Below are 16,879 nucleotides of genomic sequence, written 5' to 3'. Positions count from 1 at the left end.
CTTTCGTTGGACCGCACCTGTTGCGCCGGGTGACTCTGTTGGAAGTTCAACCGATACAGGAGGCTGAAGATGACCTACAAGACGCCACCGACATACCTGGGCAGCGGCGACCCGGCGCGGCAGCGCAAGGATTACTACCCGCCTTGGCTGGACAATCTCGCCGACGATGTGACGCTGGAGGCGGGAGTCTTCAACGGGACCATCCACGGAGCCAAGGACGTTCTCGCGGTCCTGTCCTACGCCCGCACTCTGTACGAATTCCAGGACTTCATCTACATCGGCAAGTACGGAGAGAACGGATTCGTCGAGGATTACGCGGCGACGGTGGACGGCAGGCCGATCGCCAATATCGCCGTCGTCTATATGAACGACGAGGGGAAGACGCAGCACCTCGTGATGAACCACCGTCCGCTGCCGATGCTCCAGTATTTCTCCCGGAAACTGGGCGAGCATTTCGCCGGGACGGAGTACGCGAAGTACTGTGCCGACCCGGCGGACGTCGACCGCCGCTAAGGGGAGTCCCGCCAATTTCTGCTGGGAATTCTTCCCCGGCTCGTCGGGCGTGGCGATCAGGAAATGACGGGTTCATAATCTGAATCAGAGTGGCGTGTTGCGGCGAGCGGTCCGATCGCGGACCTCGGTCGGCCGCACGCGCCCGGCACGCTCACATGATCATTCTGGGCGAGTCGGCGAAGGCACAGAGAGGTGCGACGCCGACGACGCTCAGCGCACAGGCCGGTTCCACCGGGAAGAAAGGTCCGGAACCCGGTGGGGCGCCGGGAAAGTGCCGACACATCGTTTTCCGAAACGCCCGCCGAGTCCGCCGGGCGCCGAGAAGTGGAAGGTCGCTCATGTCTCGATCCATGCGCGCGCTCGTAGCCGGAAAGGCCGGCGAGCCGGCCGATGTCCTGCGGCTGGAATCCCGGCCGATTCCCGCGCCGAATGCCGGTCAGGCGTTGATCCGCGTGAAGGCGACACCGATTCACGCCAGTGATCTGCACGTACTGCGCGGCCGATACGGCTTTTCCCCCGAGTTTCCCGCGGTCGGGGGAAACATGGAATGCGTGGGCCGTATCGAGGCCCTGGGTCCGGATACCGAGGGGCTGAAGGTCGGTGAGCGCGTGGTGAATGTCGCCATTCCGGCGGTACCCGGGCCCCACGTTGCCGGAACGTGGCAGGAATACCTGGTCGCGGACACGCGAAGGCTTCTGCCGGTCCCGGACCATCTCGGCGACTCCGAAGCCTGTCAACTCGCCGTCAATCCGTTGACCGCGCTGCTCCTCGTGACGCGGGAACTCGACGTACAGCCGGGTGAATGGTTGTTGCAGACGGCCGCGGGCTCCACCGTCGGCCGGCTCGTCATTCAGCTGGCCGGGCACCTGGGTATTCGCACGATCAATGTCGTGCGGCGGCGCGATGCCGTCGAGGAGATCAAAGCCCTGGGTGGTGACGAGGTCATTTGCACCGAGGACGAGGATCTGTTGCAGCGGGTGGCCGAGATCGCGGGACCGGGCGGCGTGCGCAAGGCCATCGACTGCGTCGCAGGCCCGGTAGGCGCCCAGGTATCCCAGGCATTGGCTCCGGGAGGAGAGGTCGTGGTCTACGGCGCGCTCTCCACCCATCGGCAGACCGACCCGGCGGCGCTGACGATCCCGCTGTCGGCACGCTCGGTCATCTACGAGACCAAAGCAGTCCGTGGTTTCTGGCTGAACCGCTGGTTCGGTACCGCTTCACCTGCGGATGTGCTGCGGGCGCTGACCGAGGTGCGCACTCTCGTCGCTGATGGGGTGCTGACGATCCCCCAGAGCAGGCCGTTCCCGCTCGAACGCTTCACCGAAGCCATCGCGCTCGCCGAAACACCCGCACGTGGCGCCAAGCCGTTCCTCGTCTTCGAAGACGGCCCGGACGACGACAGGTAGGAGGCGGCCCTGCCGGTGCCGGTGCCGGTTCTGGTGCGGCTGAGGCAGGGCCGGGCCGACAGCGCCCGCGGCGTCGCGCACCTCGGGCGGACCGCACCCGCCGGCTGCCGCCATGCCGGCGATGGAGCCTGAGCGCTCTCTCCGCTCATGCGCTCCCCATCTTCGACGCGACCCGCGACCCGCGACCCGCGACCCGCGACCCGCGACCCGCGGGCCCGTCCGCTGATCGAGCCCCTTCCTCGCCCGCCCCCACAGGGACGCGGGCGGGGAAGCAGCGCGTTCGGCGGCCGAGACGTCGATGCTTCGGCCCTGCCGCCACGGAGTACGCGTGGACGGCTGTGTCGTGCCCGCCTCGAATTCCCGGCGCGACCGGCTCAGGGGGAGTGCACGGGGCCGGACTGGTCCCAGCCGGGCGTGAGTTCCTCCCGGTGGATGTCCTCGCCGTGGACTTGTTCACCGCAGGTCTCGCAGACCGTGTGGGTGACGAGTGCGTGATCGCGGTGGCGGATCCGGCTGGGCGGCGTGGTGACGACCCAGCGGTCGCCCCAGCCGATGAGCTCGCGGGTGATGCCCCCCAGGTCGCGCCCGGCCTCTGTCAGGTAGTAGCCGCTGTGGTGTGCGTCGTCCGGCAGCGGACGCCGTTCGAGGATGCCGTTTTCCACGAGTGCTTTCAGGCGCGCCGCCAGGCGGTCCGTGGGGGCGCCGGTGTTCCTGGCGATCTGCCGGAACCGGTGGTTGCCGAGCATGATCTCGCGGATCGCCGGCAGGGCCCATCGGTCGCCGATGACCTGCAGGGCGGCGGCGAGAGAGCAGGGGCGGCCGGCCATGTCCCGGGGATCGATGCGCGTGGTCACGATCCCATTGTCACACCGAGAAGGTTTGATTTCCAAACCATCGCGTGCTTGGCTTGCGGCATGGATGCGATGCTTCGATTTTCAAAGCACCCTCGTGCGGCCGGCGCTGTCGTCCTGGTGGCCGTGTTCATGACCAACCTGGATCTGCTCATCGTCAACGTCGCGCTTCCGGCGATGGGGGAGAGCTTCTCCGCGGGCGGAGGGGGCGCGAGCCTCGGTGCGCTGTCCTGGGTCCTGAACGCCTACGCGATCACCTTCGCCGCGCTGCTGGTGGTGGCCGGGCGTGCCGGTGACCGCGTCGGCCAGCGGCCGGTCTTCCTCACCGGAATCGCCGTCTTCACCCTCGGGTCGCTGGGCTGTGCCCTGGCGCCGAACCTGGGAACCCTCATCGTGGCGCGGGTCGTCCAGGCCGTCGGGGCGTCCGCCCAGATTCCGACGTCCCTGGCCCTGCTGCTGGCCACGGTGCCGGCCGAGCGTCGTACCCAGGCCACCCGGAGCTGGGCCGCGGTCGGCGGACTCGCCGCGGCTGCCGGGCCCGTCGCCGGCGGCCTGCTGACCGAGGTGGACTGGAGGTGGGTCTTCGCCGTCAATCTGCCCATAGGCGTCGCGGCGCTCGTCGCCGGCCGGTCGGTCCTGCCCAAGCCGGCCGCCCGGGAGGCCGGACCGCTGCCCGACCTCCTCGGCGCCGTACTGGTCATCTCCTCGGTCACGACGCTGTCCGGCGCGCTGGTGCAGGCGCCCGACTGGGGCTGGACAAGCGGCAGGACCGTACTGCTTCTGGCGGTCGCCGTGATCAGCGGCGCCGCGTTCGTCCTCAGGTCGCTACGGCATCCCCATCCGCTGTTCGAGCTGGACCTGCTGCGGCTGCCGCGCTTCGGAGCGGCGAACGCGGGCAGCCTCGTCTTCGGCGTCGCCTTCGCGATCATGCTGCTGTCGAACGTGCTGTGGTGCCAGGAGGTCTGGCACTGGAGCGCGCTGCACACCGGTCTCGCCCTGGTCCCCGGTCCCGCCCTCGTGCCGGTCGTCACCCTTGTGACGGCCCGCGCCGCGCAGCGCTTCGGGCACGGTCCGCTGGTCGCCGCGGGCGGGTTGCTGTTCGCCGGCGGCATGGTCTGGTTCGCGTGCCTCGCGTCCGTCACGCCCGACTACTGGCGTGGCATGCTGCCGAGCCAGCTGCTGACCGGTGCGGGGGTGGGGCTGGCGCTGGGCACTTTGGTGGCCGCCGGGGTGCACGCCGTGCCGGGTCACCGTGCTGCGACCGGGTCGGCGCTGGTCAACTCCGTCCGTCAGGTCTCGACCTCGGTCGGCGTCGCCGTCCTGGTCGCGGTGGTCGGTTCCCATGTCGGGGCGGCCTCACTCCACGACTTCCGGATCGTCTGGAGCGTGGCCGCCGTCCTGGGCCTGGCGACGTCGGCGTTCGGTGTGCACCTCAGCCGTGGCGGCGCGGGCGGGATGGCGTTCGCCGCGTCAAGGTAGTTCCAGGCGGATGTCCACGCCATGACGTATGCGCGGTGGCCACCCGCTGAACCCCGGCCCTGACCGACTGCAGGAGTCCTACGTGAACGAACTGCTCAGTGCGGCGATCGAAGCCCACGGCGGGCACAGGCGCTGGCGTGATCTGACCCGCGTGCGAGCCACTCTCGTCAGCGGGGGACAGATGTTCGTCGCCAAGGGCCAGCCGCAGGATCCCGAGCCGCGCGAGATGACGGTGCTGCTCCACGAGGAGCATGCCTCGGTCAGGCCGTTCGGCGCCCCTGACCAGAGGACCGACTTCACGCCCGGACGCGTGCGCATCGAGAAGCTCGACGGGCAGGTGGTGGCCGCTCGCGAGGACCCGCGGTCGTCCTTCAGCGGCCACACTTTCAACACCCCTTGGGACCCGCTGGATCGCGCCTACTTCAATGGCTATGCGCTGTGGACCTACCTCACCACGCCGTTCCTGCTGAGCATGCCCGGCTTCGCCGTCGCAGAGATCGAGCCGTGGCAGGAGGGTGACGAACTGTGGCGTGGGCTGCGTGCCGCTTTCCCGTCCGAGATCGCCAGCCACAGCACCCACCAGGACTTCTACTTCGGTCCCGATCATGTGCTCCGCAGACACGACTACCACGTCGATGTCGCGGGGGGATTCGCCGCCGCGCAGTATGTGTACGACCGCGTGGAGGCGGATGGCATCATCGTGCCGACCAAGCGCCGGGCCTACCGCCGCGATGTCGACGGTCGCCCTCTCCTCGACGAGGTCATGGTGTCGATCGACCTCGGCGACATCCACTTCACCTGACGCTCGACGGGACGTGGACGTGGACGTGGACGTGGACGTGGACGTGGGCGGGCGCGGCGCGGTCTGCGCGGCGGCGTGTCGGACGCCCCGGGCGGTCCCCGCGAAGCCGGTGGGTGCGCCTCAGGGACGCGCCGATCGGGGGCCGGGGGCGCGGGGGAGGTCTTGTTCGACTGTTCCAGGTCCACGGCGACGTGGTCGGCGAGGAGCGGCACGGCAAGGCAGGCCAGTTCCTGGCCGGCCTGTATCCGGCGCGGTATCCGACCAGCCGCTCCGCGGTGTGTGTCCACGCGGCGACCGTTCCCCGCTCGTCGAGCAGCGCGATTGCCGTGTCGGGTATGTCGGAGGCGTTCAACTGCCTGTCGAGTTCGGCTGCGTCGACCTCGTGTGTTCAGCTACGGCTGTGACCTGATGCCCCGACAGAAGAAGGGCGCCTCCCACCTGCAATGATCTGGATTTCCCAGATCAAAACCGTCGCGGAGAAGAGGCACCCGACAGGTACGGGCTACCGAATGGGTGGTGTGCATCGTGAAGCTGGGCAAGGTCCGCACCGACCCGGGCATGGGCGACCACCCTGGTCAGGGCCCTGCTCGTGCTCACGAATCACGAAGTCGCCCGCTGACCGATGATCTTGTCGATGGACAACCGCCCCGGACCTGCCCGAGTACCCCTACCGCCCCTCACGCCGTACCCGCCGCAGCGGCAGACTCGAACGGCTCAGCTACCGACTCTCCGCCTGAACGAATTGCGCAGCAGAGTCGCCCGCACCGGCAAAGTCCGCCTGAAAAGAGGTGGACATCGATGCGTGTGTGGGGTCCACTGTCAACTTGAACAAGGTACCCGGCGACTTGAGGAAGTCGGCTGATTACAGAGGCTGTTGAGTGAGCCGTGGCCGGGCTAGATTGTTCGCTTCCGGGGCGCAGGAAGGGGTGGGCTTGTGTCGTGGACCGTGCCCGAGCGGATCAAGCTCACTATGGTGCACCTGATGGAACTGCAGCATGAACCAGGGTTGATCCGGACCAAGTCGCGGGAGAGCTCGACCGTGGTACGGCGCCCCGAGCGCGGTGAGTTACGCGCGACGGTGGAGTGCTGGCAGTGCGGACGCGAGGGCGTGTTCGTCATCCAGGATCTGGAGACGACGCGGCGGCTGCGGCGGGGGCCGATGGTTCGTTCGTCGATCGTGTCCGCGCTCATCGTGGGATCGACGGCCGCGTTGTGGATGGTCGGCCTTGCCGGCGACAATCCCAATGAGAAGCCCTTGTTCGTGCTCTTGGCGATCGCTGCGTCCCTGATATTCCTGCCGATCGGCCTCTACCTGGCGTTCGACCCCACGAGCAAGATCGGAGTCGAGTCTCCGGAAATTGTTCACTTCGACGGCGGCACGCGCCGCAAGGGGCTTACCACCGTCAGCCGGAGCAGCCATCGCGGCAAAGGGCTGAGCTGCCTCGGAAAGGCCGCGGCAGCTCGCTGACGTGGGGAGCCGTCCAACCGGGGGTGAGACCAGGGCAGGGCGGGCCGGGAACGTCAGAGGTCGTCGTCGTGCAGGCCGTCGAATTCTTCGTCGTCGTCGTCGTCGTGGATGCCGTGCGCGCCGCTCTCGCTGTAGGGGATATCGCAGAGTACGTATCCGTCGTGGATGTTCCACCCGACGCGCAGGACGGTTTTGACGGGGAGTGCGATCAGGTTGTGGTCCGGGTCGATCTACTGGCCCGCGAGGCTCTGGACCACCACCGCGATGCAGTGGCCGGCGTCCCCGGTGGCGCAGTACCAGGGAGCCAGCTCGGCAGGCAGGGGTCGGGGATAGGTCCCGCCCGGCATCAGGGCGTACACGGTGCGCGCGATGACGGTCTGCGGGTCTGTATCGGTCATCCGGACAGCCTCCTGAGGTATCAAGCCGTGAGCAACCGGCGGCCAAGGCTCGCCGGCCGGCAGGCGTGGCATGTTCATCCTCGCTCTTTGTCTCCTGTGCCGTAGAGCCAGGCCTCTTCGAGCCGTTCCAGGGGGGTGTCCTCTCCGACGGCGCTTGACCAGAGCTCGGCAAGCCACAACGGGTCGCTGTCGATGCGCTCGCACAGCACGAACGCTTCGGGCAGCTCCAGCAGACCGCAGACGCTGGCGAACATGCCGCCCGGCCCATAGACTTCGTGTGTTCCGCTACGGCTCTGACCTGATGCCCCGACAGAAGAAGGACGCCTCCCACCTGCGATGATCTGGATTTCCTAGATCAAAACCGTCGCGGAGAAGAGGCACCCGACAGGTGCAGGCTACCGAATGGGATTACCGGCTTGCTGTGCGGGCCAACGGCAAGAACCTGATCGGCCACGCGGGCGTGGTGCTGCTGCGGAAGGTCACCGACCGTGTCGGGCTGACCCGGGCCCTGGGCGCCGCGCTGCCGAAGGGGACCGGGCCGGGCTGGCGGGACCGGGGCATGGTTCTGGTCCAGCTGGCCTGCGCCATCGTGCTCGGCGCGACGAGGCCGGTTGCGGTCATCGAGCGCTCTCCTCGGGAGTCTGGGAAAGCCGGTGGTATGAGGCTCGAATGATGTGCCTTGCCGAATGACCGGATAACGATCGGTTTTGTGACAGCGGGGCAGTCGAGTCGAATACCGTCCCCGTCGATCAGGTCCGCCCGCAGCCCGCAGCCCGGGGCCAGCCACGGCACACACCTGTGCGTCCCCGGCGACGCGGCGCCTGCGGTTTGCCACCGGGGCAATTTTCTATGGCCCGAGTCACATACGCGTGACCTTCCCGGTCGACTATTCGAGATCGGCACGCGGGACCAGAAGGTCATGGAGGCTCGTGGCGCGCGCGGCAGCGAATTGGGTTCGGCCCTTTCGCGCCGCCTTGGGGCCGACTCGGAACCGGCCTCGGCGGCACGGGAATCTTCGACCGCATTCCCCGTCGCATCCGGTTATGAAAACGCACTTCGCGCCGTCCTGCGGCAGATCAAGACCAGGCATCAGCCCATCCGCTAAGGAGCACACTGTTGCAACCCGACACCATCGTCCTCGTCCACGGCTTCTGGGTGACGCCGCGGTCCTGGGAGAGTTGGATCGCCCACTACGAGAACAGGGGCTTCCGTGTCATCGCACCGCCGTACCCCGGATTCGAGGTCGAGGTCGAGGCTCTCAACGCCGACCCGACCCCGATCGAGACGGTGACCGTACCGGACATCATCTCCGGCCTCGAGAAGCTGATCACGGGGTTGCAGCGGCCGCCCATCGTGATGGGCCACTCCGCCGGCGGCGCGTTCACCCAGATCCTTCTGGACCGCGGCCTCGGCGCCGCCGGAGTGGTGATCAACTCCGCGCCCACGGAGGGCGTCCCGGTCGTCCCTCTGCCCCAGATCCGGTCCCTCTTCCCCGTCCTGAAGAACCCGGCCAACCGGCACCGCGCCGTCGGACTGGACGTAAACCAATGGCGCTACGCCTTCGCGAACACGTTTCCCGAGGAACTGGCCCGCGCCACGTATGAGCGCTACCACATCCCCGCGCCGGGCAGCATCGTCTGGAGCAGCGCGCTGGCCAACTTCGCCCCCGGTCACACCGATACCCATGTGGATTTCCGCAACGCCGAACGGGCACCCCTGCTGTTCCTCTCCGGTGAGCACGACCATCTCATGCCGCCGAAGGTCCAGATGTCCAACGCCAAGCACTACAAGGCGCAGGGCACCGTCACCGAGGTGAAGGTGTTTCCCGGCCGCTCTCATTTGATGCCCGTTCAGGACGGCTGGCAGGAAATCGCCGACTACGCCCTCGACTGGGCGCTCTCCCGCTCCTGAACTCTGCCCGCCACGCGCTCAAGACGGCAGTTGTCCGTTTCGGAACGCCGCAGCGGAGCACCACACCACACCCGTCCGGGCTGTACGGCAGATCGAAGGCGAGTGCGACACCCGGATGATCCCGCGCAGGCGTTCGGCCTGCCCCGCGGCGGAATTGCCCCGTGCGTGACGGGAACCGAACGTTCCGTGGATCGGGCGTGCTTCGTGACAATTCGATATATTCAGTCGCATTTCGTCCGGCTATTTCATCAATGTTATGGAAGCGCCCGAAAAGTACGCCTTCCGGCCGGATGGCCTCCGGCCCTGCGGGACTCGATGCGACCGCAGACACACAACCACCGAACATCCCTTGGAGGGACTCCGTGTTCAGTACGTCCAGGCGCTCGCGCCGCGCCCTTCTCGCCACCCTGGCCGCCACACTCGGCACAGCCGCGGTGGTGACCCCCATGGCCACCGCAGCTCCCGCGCAGAAGCCGGCCGAACCCCGGCCGACCGTCGTCCTGGTCCACGGTGCCTGGGCGGACTCCGCCGGTTGGGACGGTGTGGTCAAGCGCCTTCAGGCGGACGGCTACAAGGTGACGGCCCCGGCCACCCCGCTGCGAGGTCTGGCCAGCGACTCCGCCTACCTCGCCGCCTATCTCAAGACGATCCCCGGCCCTGTCGTCCTGGTCGGCCACTCCTACGGTGGCGCGGTGGTCACCAACGCGGCCACCCAGAGCTCCAACGTCAAGGCCCTTGTCTACGTCGCCGGCTTCGCCCTCGACAAGGGCGAGAGCGGCAACGAGATGTTCGCCAAATTCCCGGGCTCGCACCTCACCGACGACCCGTCGGCGCCGGTGCCCACCGCGCTCAACGCTGTTCCCGTCCCCCAGGCCGACGGCACGACGGGGGTGGATCTCTACATCAAGCCGAACAAGTTCCGCGACGTCTTCCTGAGCAACCGCCTCACCGCCCGCACCGCCGCCTCCCTGGCCGCGACGCAGCGCCCGATCAGTGCTCAGGCGGCCGGGGACCTTTCGGGCACCCCGGCGTGGAAGACCATTCCGTCCTGGTACCTGGTCCCCACCAAGGACCACGTCATCCCGCCGGCCGCCGAGCGTTTCATGGCCAAGCGCGCGCACGCCCACACCGTCGAGATCGACGCTCCGCACGCGGTCCACGTCAGCAACCCCGGCGCCGTCACCGGACTCGTCAAGCGAGCAGCCTCCCAGGTCGACTGAGCTGACGGCCTCGCCGCGGCGTGCGGTGCAGCGGCTGCCGGACCCGAGCGGACTGGTGCGGCGCGGTGGCGCCCCGGGTCGCACCGCCCGGCCGGGACTGTGCTCGGCCGACTGCACCGCACGCCGCCGTCCCCTGGGCAGGTGCCCGGCTCACGAGAGGAGATCGAGGGTTGCACCGATCTTCTGAGCCTCGGCCTGTTGATAGGCCAGCCAGGTGAGGGCCAGGTCCTGCCAGGGCAGTCCGACCGGGGTGTAGGCGGTGATCTCCGCATCGTGCGTGCGTGCGGGAGCCTCACCGCGGATGATCTCGCTCAAGGACGCGGCGGCAGTGGAGGCCGGCAGACCGGCGTTGGCGAGTGCGCCATGCGCGGCCACCAGTGCCACGTCGTCGACGATCAATCGAGTGGAGGCGAGCACCTCGGGAGAGAGCTCCTGTTTGCCCGGTTCGTCGGCACCGAGCGAGGTCAAGTGCTGGCCGGGCCTGAGTTCTTCCAGGTGCAGCAGGGGCCTGCGGGACCACGTCGCCAGCACCACGATGGATGCCTCGGCGGCGACCTGTGCGGGTGTGGAGACAGCGGTGCCGCCGTGTCGGTCGGCGAAGGCGGCCGCGCGCTGAGGATCGGCGTCATGGACGACGAGGTCGTCCCAGTCTCGGAGTTCGCGCAGTCCGCGAAGGGTGAGTTCGGCCTGCGCGCCGGCTCCGATGACGCCGACTGTGCGGGGCATGTTCCCCGTCGGCCCGGCGATCACGTCAGTGGCCAGCGCCGCGGCGAGGCCCGTGCGCCAGGCGGTGATGGTCGCGGAGTCCAGTAGGGCCAGCAGTTCGCCGTCGGTGCCGCTGTGGAGGCAGATCACTCCCCGGAGCGCAGGTGAGGCGGCGGGAAACTTGGCGTTGGCCTTGACGGTGTAGGCATTGATGCCGGGCAGCAGCCCGGGCAGCAGAGCCGTTGCCGTACCTGGAAAGGGAAGGTCGGTGCGGACACGCTGACCGGGGACCGCGTTTGCGGCGGAGGCACTGAACCCCTCCCGCAGAGCCTGGATGCAGGCCCGGGGGTCGAGCACATGGAGCAGGTCCGTGCGGGTCAAGATGCGGGTCATACGCGTCAGAGTCTCACGCATTCCGTGGCGGCCGGACCCGGCGGCCACGGAAGCGAGGCGGCCTGAAGCACTCCACCGCCGTGCGTGCTCCGTCAGCCGAGGTGTTCGCGGAACCAGGCGACGGCGGCGGTGCTTGCCTGGCCGAAGTGGGCGACGTACGGATCGAAGTGGGGGAGGGGCAGGCGACGAACGCACCCCCGCCAGGTCACCAGCGAGGGGGTCCGTCGGCGAGCTGGATCTCGCCCCTGCCGAAGGAGAAGTTCTCGTTCGGGACCGGGATCAACGCGATGAAGACGTCGTCGGGGGAGAGGCCGAGCGCCTCGACCACCAGCCTGTTGACGGCCGCGCTCACGGCCCGCTTGTCCTCCAGGGGGCGATGGGCGCCGAGCAGGACCGTGATGATCACCGCATCGCCACTGCGCTGCATGCCCATGAACGTCGGGTCCAGGAACAGCTCGTCCTCGCCGTGTTCGCTGATCATGATGAAGCGGTCGTCTTCGGGAATCCCGAGGCCCTGGACCAGTGACTGGTTGAGCGCGTCGGCCAGCGCGCGCTTCTGCTCCGGGGAGTAACGGCGGGCGGGGACATGGGCGTGGAAGACGGGCATGGGATCCTCCGTCAAGGACGGTGTGGGGGCTGTGTGGCGGGGTGACTGATCGACCCGTGGCTCGCGTCGCGGTCGTCCCGGATCGGTGCTGCGGTGCTGCGGTGCTGCGGTGCTGCGGTGCCGTTGCGGTCGGCATGGCCGCACGTGTGATCACCGCACGTGCGGCACATGTATGCCCGAGGGCTCGTTCGGTGTCTCACACGAAGGCGCTCTGTCCGGTGATCGACTTGCCCACGATCAGGGTGTTCATCTCGCGGGTGCCCTCGTAGGAGTAGAGGGCCTCGGCGTCGGCGAAGAACCGTGCGATGTCGTAGTTCAGCAGGATGCCGTTGCCGCCGAAGACCTCGCGGCTCCAGGCGACGACTTCACGCATGCGCGAGGTCACGAAACCCTTGGCCAGCGCGGAGTGTTCGTCACGGAAGATGCCGCAGTCCTGCAGGTGCGCGAGCTGTGTCAGCATGCCCCATGAGGCGGTGATGTTGCCCAGGCTCTTGACCAGCAGGTCCTGCACCATCTGGAACCTGGCGATCGGGCGGCCGAACGCGACGCGCTGCCGGGCGTAGTCGAGGGCCAGTTCATAGGCGCCGATCATGAGACCCAGCGACTGCCAGGCGACCCCGCTGCGGGTCATGCGCAGGATCTCCGCGACGTCACGGAAGGAGTTGATGTTCTGCAGCCGGTTCGCCTCCGGGACGCGGACGTCGGTGAGGGTGATCTCGGCGTTCTGCACGATCCGTAGCGCGATCTTGCCCTGGATCTTCTCGGGGGTGAATCCCGGCGTGCCCTTCTCCACGACGAACCCCTTGACGTGGTTGTCGTCGACGTCCCGCGCCCAGACCACGACGTAGTCGGCGAAGGTCGCGTTGCCGATCCACTTCTTGACCCCGTTCAGGATCCAGGTGTCGCCCTCGCGCCGGGCGGTGGTGCGCATGCCGCCCGAGACGTCGGAGCCGCCCAGGGGTTCGGTGAGGGCGAACGCTCCGATCTTCTCCATGGTGGCCATCCGGGGCAGGAACCGTTCGCGCTGTTCCCGGCTTCCGCCCGAGTGGACGGAGTAGAACGCGAGTCCGTTGTGGACTCCGAAGAACGTGGCGACCGAGGCGTCGACGCGGGTCATCTCCATGGCCAGCATGCCCCCGAGCAGATGGCTCGTCGCGGGCTGGTGCTCGCCGTACCCTTCGTAGGCCAGCGCGGCCAGGCCGCTGCCGCGGAACTTCTCGATCAGTTCCGCGGGGAACTCCCCCTTGGCCCAGCTGTCGTTCACCAGCGGCTTGACCTCCTTCTGCAGGAAGGCGCGGGCTCCCAGGAGGATCTTGCGTTCGTCGTCCAGGAGCAGCGACTCGTAGTCGTAGAAGTCGGCGCTCTGGCGCTCCTGCAGGTCGGCTGTGGTGGTGGTCATCTCAGTTCTCCTCGTTGTGTGCGTTCGTGTGGGTGTCGCCTGTGGTGCCGTCCAGTGCGCGGAGCACGGCGAGCTGCCTGCGGTCGCGTTCCTCGGCGAGGTCCGCGTAGGAGCGGTTGCCGTAGGCCTTCTCCACGGCCTCCACGACGCGCAGCCGGTCCTCGGGCCGCTTCGACGGCTCGCCGGGCGTCAGTTCCCCCATGGACGCCCCGATGTGCCCGACCAGGTGGCGGTAGCCGCCGGGGCCGCCGCCGAGATGCTGGCCGAGGAAGAGGCCGACCGCGGCCCAGCGGATGCCGAGGGAACGGGTCAGCACACGGTCGAGGTCGTCGGGAGTGACCACGCCCTGCTGGACGAGGTAGGCGGCCTCCCGGCTCAGCGCGTGCTGCAACCTGTTCCCGACGAACCCGGGGATCTCCTTGCGCTCGACGACCGGGGTACGGCCGAGGAAGGTGTAGAAGTCCACGGCGTCCTGGACGGCGTCCTCGCTGGTGTACTCGCCTGGCACGACCTCGACGAGCGGGATCACGTGGGGCGGGTTGAACGGGTGCCCGACCAGCACGCGGTCCGCGTGGCGGAGGTCCCCGGTGAAGGCCGTCGCCGGGATCGCCGACGACGAGCTGAGGAGCAGGGCGTGCCAGGGTGCCTCTTCCACCAGCCGGCCGAACAGCTCCTTCTTGAACCCGAGGTTCTCGGGGCCGTTCTCCTGTACGACGTCCGCGTCGTGGACGGCCTCGGTGACGTCGGCCGCGACGTGGACCCGGTTCGCCAGGCCCGTGACGTCAAGGCCCAGGGTGGCCAGATGAGGCGCGGACTGTGCCAGCGCGGTGTCGACGGCCTCGGCCAGGTCGGGGCGTGGGTCGCTCACGCGGACGGTCAGGCCGTGGGCGGCGAACAGCGCCGTCCAGGAGAGTCCGATGGTGCCCGCGCCGATCACCGCCGCGGTACGGAAGGGGTGCGTCATCGCGTGCCCGCCTTGAGGTAGTCGAAGACCGGCTCGACACGGGCGAGGGTCAGGTCGGTGAGGATGTGCGCGGCGGAGACGACCTCCAGGACGGGCAGGTCCGCCAGTGGGGCGAGGACGTGCTGGAACAACTGCAGCCGGGCCGGGCCGGAATAGGCGGCCTTGACCACCACGTCGGTGATCCGGGTGCGGACCAGCTCCTGGACGCGCGGCACGCCGTCGTAGCCCGGGACGATCTTCAGCATGAAGGTCGGCACGGCGATCTGCGCTTCGGCCTCGCGCGGATCGAGCGCCTGGTGCTTGTAGCCCATGGTCGCGGTGGCGACCCGCAGCGAGCCGTGGTCCAGGGTGCCGACCAGCGCGCCGTGGTCGACATAGAGCTTCGGTGCGCCCATGACCTTCGGATAGGCGCCGACCTCGCGTCCGGCCGCCGTGGCGGGGAAGCTGTCGAGGTACATCGCGTGCAGGTACTCGCCGCGCTCGCCCTCGAAGGCGACCTGGATCGCCTGGCCGCCCTCGGTGTAGGGGCCGTACCCGGTGACGTCGTTCATCTTCATGATCTCGAACCGGACCAGCGGCTCCTCGATCCGCAGGGGCTCGGGAACGACGGCGCGCAGCGCGTCGGGGTCGGTGCGGTAGACGACGCTGAGGTACTCGCGGTCGGTGAACCGGGGCACCACGGGTGCGAACGCCGGGCTGGTCAGGGGGGTGGTCGCGTGGCGGCGTACATCGGGGATCCGCATGTCACTTCCCCGTCCACCGCGGTGCGCGGCGCTCGGCGAAGGCGGTCATGCCCTCGCGTACGTCGGCCGAGGCCATCAATGCGTCCTGGGCCGCGCGCTGCGCGGCGAAGGCGTCGGTCTCGGGTGTGCCGTCGGCGTGCCGGAGGAGGTCCTTCACCGCGGCCAGTGCGAGCGGCGCGTTGTGCGCGAGCTGCTCGGCGAGTTTCAGGGCCGTGGCCACCGCCTCGCCGGACGCGGTGACCCGGTTGGCCAGGCCCAGTTCCCCGGCGCGGCGACCGCTGACCGGCTCGCCGGTCAGCAGGAACTCCATGGCCAGGTGGTACGGGATGCGTCGGGGCAGCCGGATCACGCCGCCGCCCGCGGCGATCAGACCGCGCTTGACCTCGGGCAGACCGAGCGTCGCGTCCTCGGCGGCGACGATGAGGTCGCACGCCAGCGCGAGTTCGAATCCGCCGCCCAGGGCGAAGCCCTCCACGGCGGCGATCAGCGGCTTGGTGCGCTCGGCTTCGGTCAGGCCGCCGAACCCACGGCCCGGGATCACGGGAAGGTCGCCGTTCAGGACGGCCTTGAGGTCCATGCCGGCGCTGAAGGTGCCCTTCGCTCCCGTGAGGACGCCGGCCCGCAGAGTGCTGTCGCCCTCCAGCTCGTCCAGCGCCGCGGCCAGGCCGGCGGCGACCGCGGAGTTCACGGCGTTGCGGGCCTGCGGGCGGTCGATCGTGATCAGGAGGGTCGAGCAGATCCGCTGGACGCGGACATCACTGTTGTTCATGGTTTCTCCCACTGCTCCGCGCGGTTCAGCCGGCGTCCGTCAGTTCGGCGAGGACCTCGGCGGTGTCCTGGCCGGGCACCGGCGCCAGCCGGCGGATCGAGCCGGGTGTCGCGGAGAACCGCACCGGGATCCCGATCGTGCGCACCGGGCCCTCGGTCGGGTGCTCGACCGTCTCCAGCAAGTGGCCCTCGCGGACGTAGGGGTCCTCGTGCGAGTGGTCCAGCTCCAGCACCGGTCCCATGGGGATGTTGTGCTTGGCGCACACCTCGGCCCATTCGGCCGTGGTCAGCGCGGGGGCGCACTCGTCGACGAGGTCGGACAGGTCGTCCACATCGGCCACGTTGAGGGAGGGGCCGTTGACGCGCGGGTCCGCGGCGAGGTCCGGGCGGCCGGCGGCGGCGAAGAAGTCGCGGTAGTTCTGGGGGTTGTACGGGACGACGGCGGCCAGGCCGTCCCTGGTGCGCCGCGCCTTGTGGTGCTCCGACAGCGACCGCGGGTAGCCCGTGGGGCCTGTCGCGGGATCGAAGGTGTGCCCGGCGAGGTGTTCGACCAGGTTGAACGTGATCAGGGTGTCGGCCATCGGGATCTCGATCTGCTGACCCGACCCCGTCCTGTCCCGGTGCACCAGCGCGGCGAGCACGCTGTAGACGATGGTCAGCCCCGAGACCTTGTCGGCGAGTATGGACGGCAGGTAAAGCGGTGTGCCCAGGGCGCGGTTGGAGATGTCGACCAGCCCGGACGCGGCCTGCACGGTCTCGTCGTAGGCGGCGGCGTCCGCCCGGTCGGAGTCGGCCCGGAAGCCGGCGGCATGCGCGTAGACCAGACCCGGGTTGGCGACGGCGAGGTCCTCGTAGGTCATGCACAGTCGGGCCAGCGCGCGGGGGCGCATGTTGGTGATCAACACGTCGGCGGAGTGGATGAGTTCCAGGGCCCGGGCGTGCTCGGCCTCGTCCTTCAGATCCAGCGCCACGCTCCGCTTGTTCCGGTTGACGTTCAGGTGCAGCGGGGTCATGCCGGGCGTGTTGCGGTACTCGCCCACGTGGAGGGAGTCCGAGGGCGACTCGATCTTGATGACGTCGGCGCCCAGATCCCCCAGGATCTGGGCCGCGTAGGGGCCCATGACCACGGTGGAGAGGTCGATGACCCGCACACCGTCGAGTGGTCCGGAGACGTGCTTTTCCGTCATTGTGGCGTCCTTTCGCTGCTTCGACCGGCTGTGAAAGAAACGCTAAGCGCGCATTGCCCGCATCG

The 16,879-nt window shown here is 68.8% G+C and carries 18 protein-coding genes; 8 read left to right on the top strand and 10 right to left on the bottom strand.

Translation table 11 applies throughout. The annotated features are described in order from the left end of the window. The first annotated feature begins 69 nt into the window (after positions 1 to 69). Positions 70 to 513: a hypothetical protein gene (locus AB0F62_RS03970; protein WP_361791859.1), complete on the top strand. Its 444-nt coding sequence runs from the start codon at positions 70 to 72 to the stop codon at positions 511 to 513. Between the two features lie 350 nt (positions 514 to 863). After that, entirely contained in the window at positions 864 to 1,919 is a 1,056-nt protein-coding gene (locus AB0F62_RS03965; protein ID WP_361791857.1) for a zinc-dependent alcohol dehydrogenase family protein, read from the top strand. A 374-nt stretch (positions 1,920 to 2,293) separates the two neighbouring features. Here the strand turns inward: AB0F62_RS03965 and AB0F62_RS03960 are convergent, their stop codons facing one another. Next, positions 2,294 to 2,773 carry a helix-turn-helix domain-containing protein gene (locus AB0F62_RS03960; RefSeq protein ID WP_361791855.1) on the bottom strand — a complete coding sequence of 160 codons (480 nt, stop codon included), beginning with the start codon at positions 2,771 to 2,773 and terminating at the stop codon, positions 2,294 to 2,296. Positions 2,774 to 2,833: 60 nt separating this feature from the next. On the opposite strand from AB0F62_RS03960, the gene AB0F62_RS03955 reads away from it, so the two are divergent. From AB0F62_RS03955 to AB0F62_RS03945, 3 genes are all read left to right on the top strand, one after another. Further along, positions 2,834 to 4,249: an MFS transporter gene (locus AB0F62_RS03955; protein ID WP_361791853.1), complete on the top strand. Its 1,416-nt coding sequence runs from the start codon at positions 2,834 to 2,836 to the stop codon at positions 4,247 to 4,249. Positions 4,250 to 4,331: 82 nt separating this feature from the next. Next, positions 4,332 to 5,051, top strand: a complete 720-nt coding sequence (locus tag AB0F62_RS03950) for a hypothetical protein (protein WP_361791851.1) — start codon at positions 4,332 to 4,334, stop codon at positions 5,049 to 5,051. 982 nt (positions 5,052 to 6,033) lie between these two features. Next, positions 6,034 to 6,519, top strand: coding sequence for a hypothetical protein (locus AB0F62_RS03945; RefSeq protein ID WP_361791849.1), 486 nt, complete (start codon positions 6,034 to 6,036; stop codon positions 6,517 to 6,519). A 230-nt stretch (positions 6,520 to 6,749) separates the two neighbouring features. Here the strand turns inward: AB0F62_RS03945 and AB0F62_RS03940 are convergent, their stop codons facing one another. Together AB0F62_RS03940 and AB0F62_RS03935 are read right to left on the bottom strand one after the other, a co-directional pair. Then, on the bottom strand, positions 6,750 to 6,917 hold the full coding sequence (locus AB0F62_RS03940; protein WP_361791847.1) for a hypothetical protein: 168 nt from the start codon (positions 6,915 to 6,917) through the stop codon (positions 6,750 to 6,752). A gap of 74 nt (positions 6,918 to 6,991) precedes the next feature. Next, entirely contained in the window at positions 6,992 to 7,171 is a 180-nt protein-coding gene (locus AB0F62_RS03935) for a hypothetical protein (protein ID WP_361791845.1), read from the bottom strand. Positions 7,172 to 7,305: 134 nt separating this feature from the next. On the opposite strand from AB0F62_RS03935, the gene AB0F62_RS03930 reads away from it, so the two are divergent. The 3 genes from AB0F62_RS03930 to AB0F62_RS03920 all read left to right on the top strand — a co-directional run bounded on the left by AB0F62_RS03930 (position 7,306) and on the right by AB0F62_RS03920 (position 10,048). Next, positions 7,306 to 7,590: a hypothetical protein gene (locus AB0F62_RS03930; RefSeq protein ID WP_361791843.1), complete on the top strand. Its 285-nt coding sequence runs from the start codon at positions 7,306 to 7,308 to the stop codon at positions 7,588 to 7,590. A 443-nt stretch (positions 7,591 to 8,033) separates the two neighbouring features. Then, the gene (locus tag AB0F62_RS03925) at positions 8,034 to 8,828 is read left to right on the top strand and encodes an alpha/beta hydrolase (RefSeq protein ID WP_361791841.1); all 795 of its coding nucleotides are present in this window, start codon (positions 8,034 to 8,036) and stop codon (positions 8,826 to 8,828) included. A 362-nt stretch (positions 8,829 to 9,190) separates the two neighbouring features. Next, positions 9,191 to 10,048: an alpha/beta hydrolase gene (locus tag AB0F62_RS03920; RefSeq protein WP_361791839.1), complete on the top strand. Its 858-nt coding sequence runs from the start codon at positions 9,191 to 9,193 to the stop codon at positions 10,046 to 10,048. A 150-nt stretch (positions 10,049 to 10,198) separates the two neighbouring features. Here AB0F62_RS03920 and AB0F62_RS03915 read toward each other — a convergent pair whose 3' ends face one another. The 7 genes from AB0F62_RS03915 to AB0F62_RS03885 all read right to left on the bottom strand — a co-directional run bounded on the left by AB0F62_RS03915 (position 10,199) and on the right by AB0F62_RS03885 (position 16,814). After that, the gene (locus AB0F62_RS03915) at positions 10,199 to 11,146 is read right to left on the bottom strand and encodes an ornithine cyclodeaminase family protein (protein ID WP_361791837.1); all 948 of its coding nucleotides are present in this window, start codon (positions 11,144 to 11,146) and stop codon (positions 10,199 to 10,201) included. A gap of 205 nt (positions 11,147 to 11,351) precedes the next feature. Next, entirely contained in the window at positions 11,352 to 11,753 is a 402-nt protein-coding gene (locus AB0F62_RS03910) for a tautomerase family protein (RefSeq protein ID WP_361791835.1), read from the bottom strand. Positions 11,754 to 11,949: 196 nt separating this feature from the next. Further along, entirely contained in the window at positions 11,950 to 13,152 is a 1,203-nt protein-coding gene (locus AB0F62_RS03905) for an acyl-CoA dehydrogenase family protein (protein ID WP_361791833.1), read from the bottom strand. A gap of 1 nt (position 13,153) precedes the next feature. After that, entirely contained in the window at positions 13,154 to 14,116 is a 963-nt protein-coding gene (locus AB0F62_RS03900) for a 3-hydroxyacyl-CoA dehydrogenase NAD-binding domain-containing protein (RefSeq protein ID WP_361791831.1), read from the bottom strand. Beyond that, the gene (locus AB0F62_RS03895) at positions 14,113 to 14,859 is read right to left on the bottom strand and encodes an acetoacetate decarboxylase (protein ID WP_361791829.1); all 747 of its coding nucleotides are present in this window, start codon (positions 14,857 to 14,859) and stop codon (positions 14,113 to 14,115) included. Before AB0F62_RS03895 ends, AB0F62_RS03900 begins: the two co-directional genes overlap by 4 nt. Before the next feature lies 1 nt (position 14,860). Beyond that, on the bottom strand, positions 14,861 to 15,628 hold the full coding sequence (locus AB0F62_RS03890; protein WP_361791827.1) for a crotonase/enoyl-CoA hydratase family protein: 768 nt from the start codon (positions 15,626 to 15,628) through the stop codon (positions 14,861 to 14,863). A gap of 25 nt (positions 15,629 to 15,653) precedes the next feature. Further along, positions 15,654 to 16,814: a CoA transferase gene (locus AB0F62_RS03885; protein WP_361791825.1), complete on the bottom strand. Its 1,161-nt coding sequence runs from the start codon at positions 16,812 to 16,814 to the stop codon at positions 15,654 to 15,656. Positions 16,815 to 16,879: the final 65 nt, after the last annotated feature.

The sequence above is a fragment of the Streptomyces sp. NPDC026673 genome (assembly GCF_040638135.1).
Lineage (GTDB): Bacteria > Actinomycetota > Actinomycetes > Streptomycetales > Streptomycetaceae > Actinacidiphila.
This window is presented reverse-complemented; position numbering and strand designations above follow the sequence as displayed.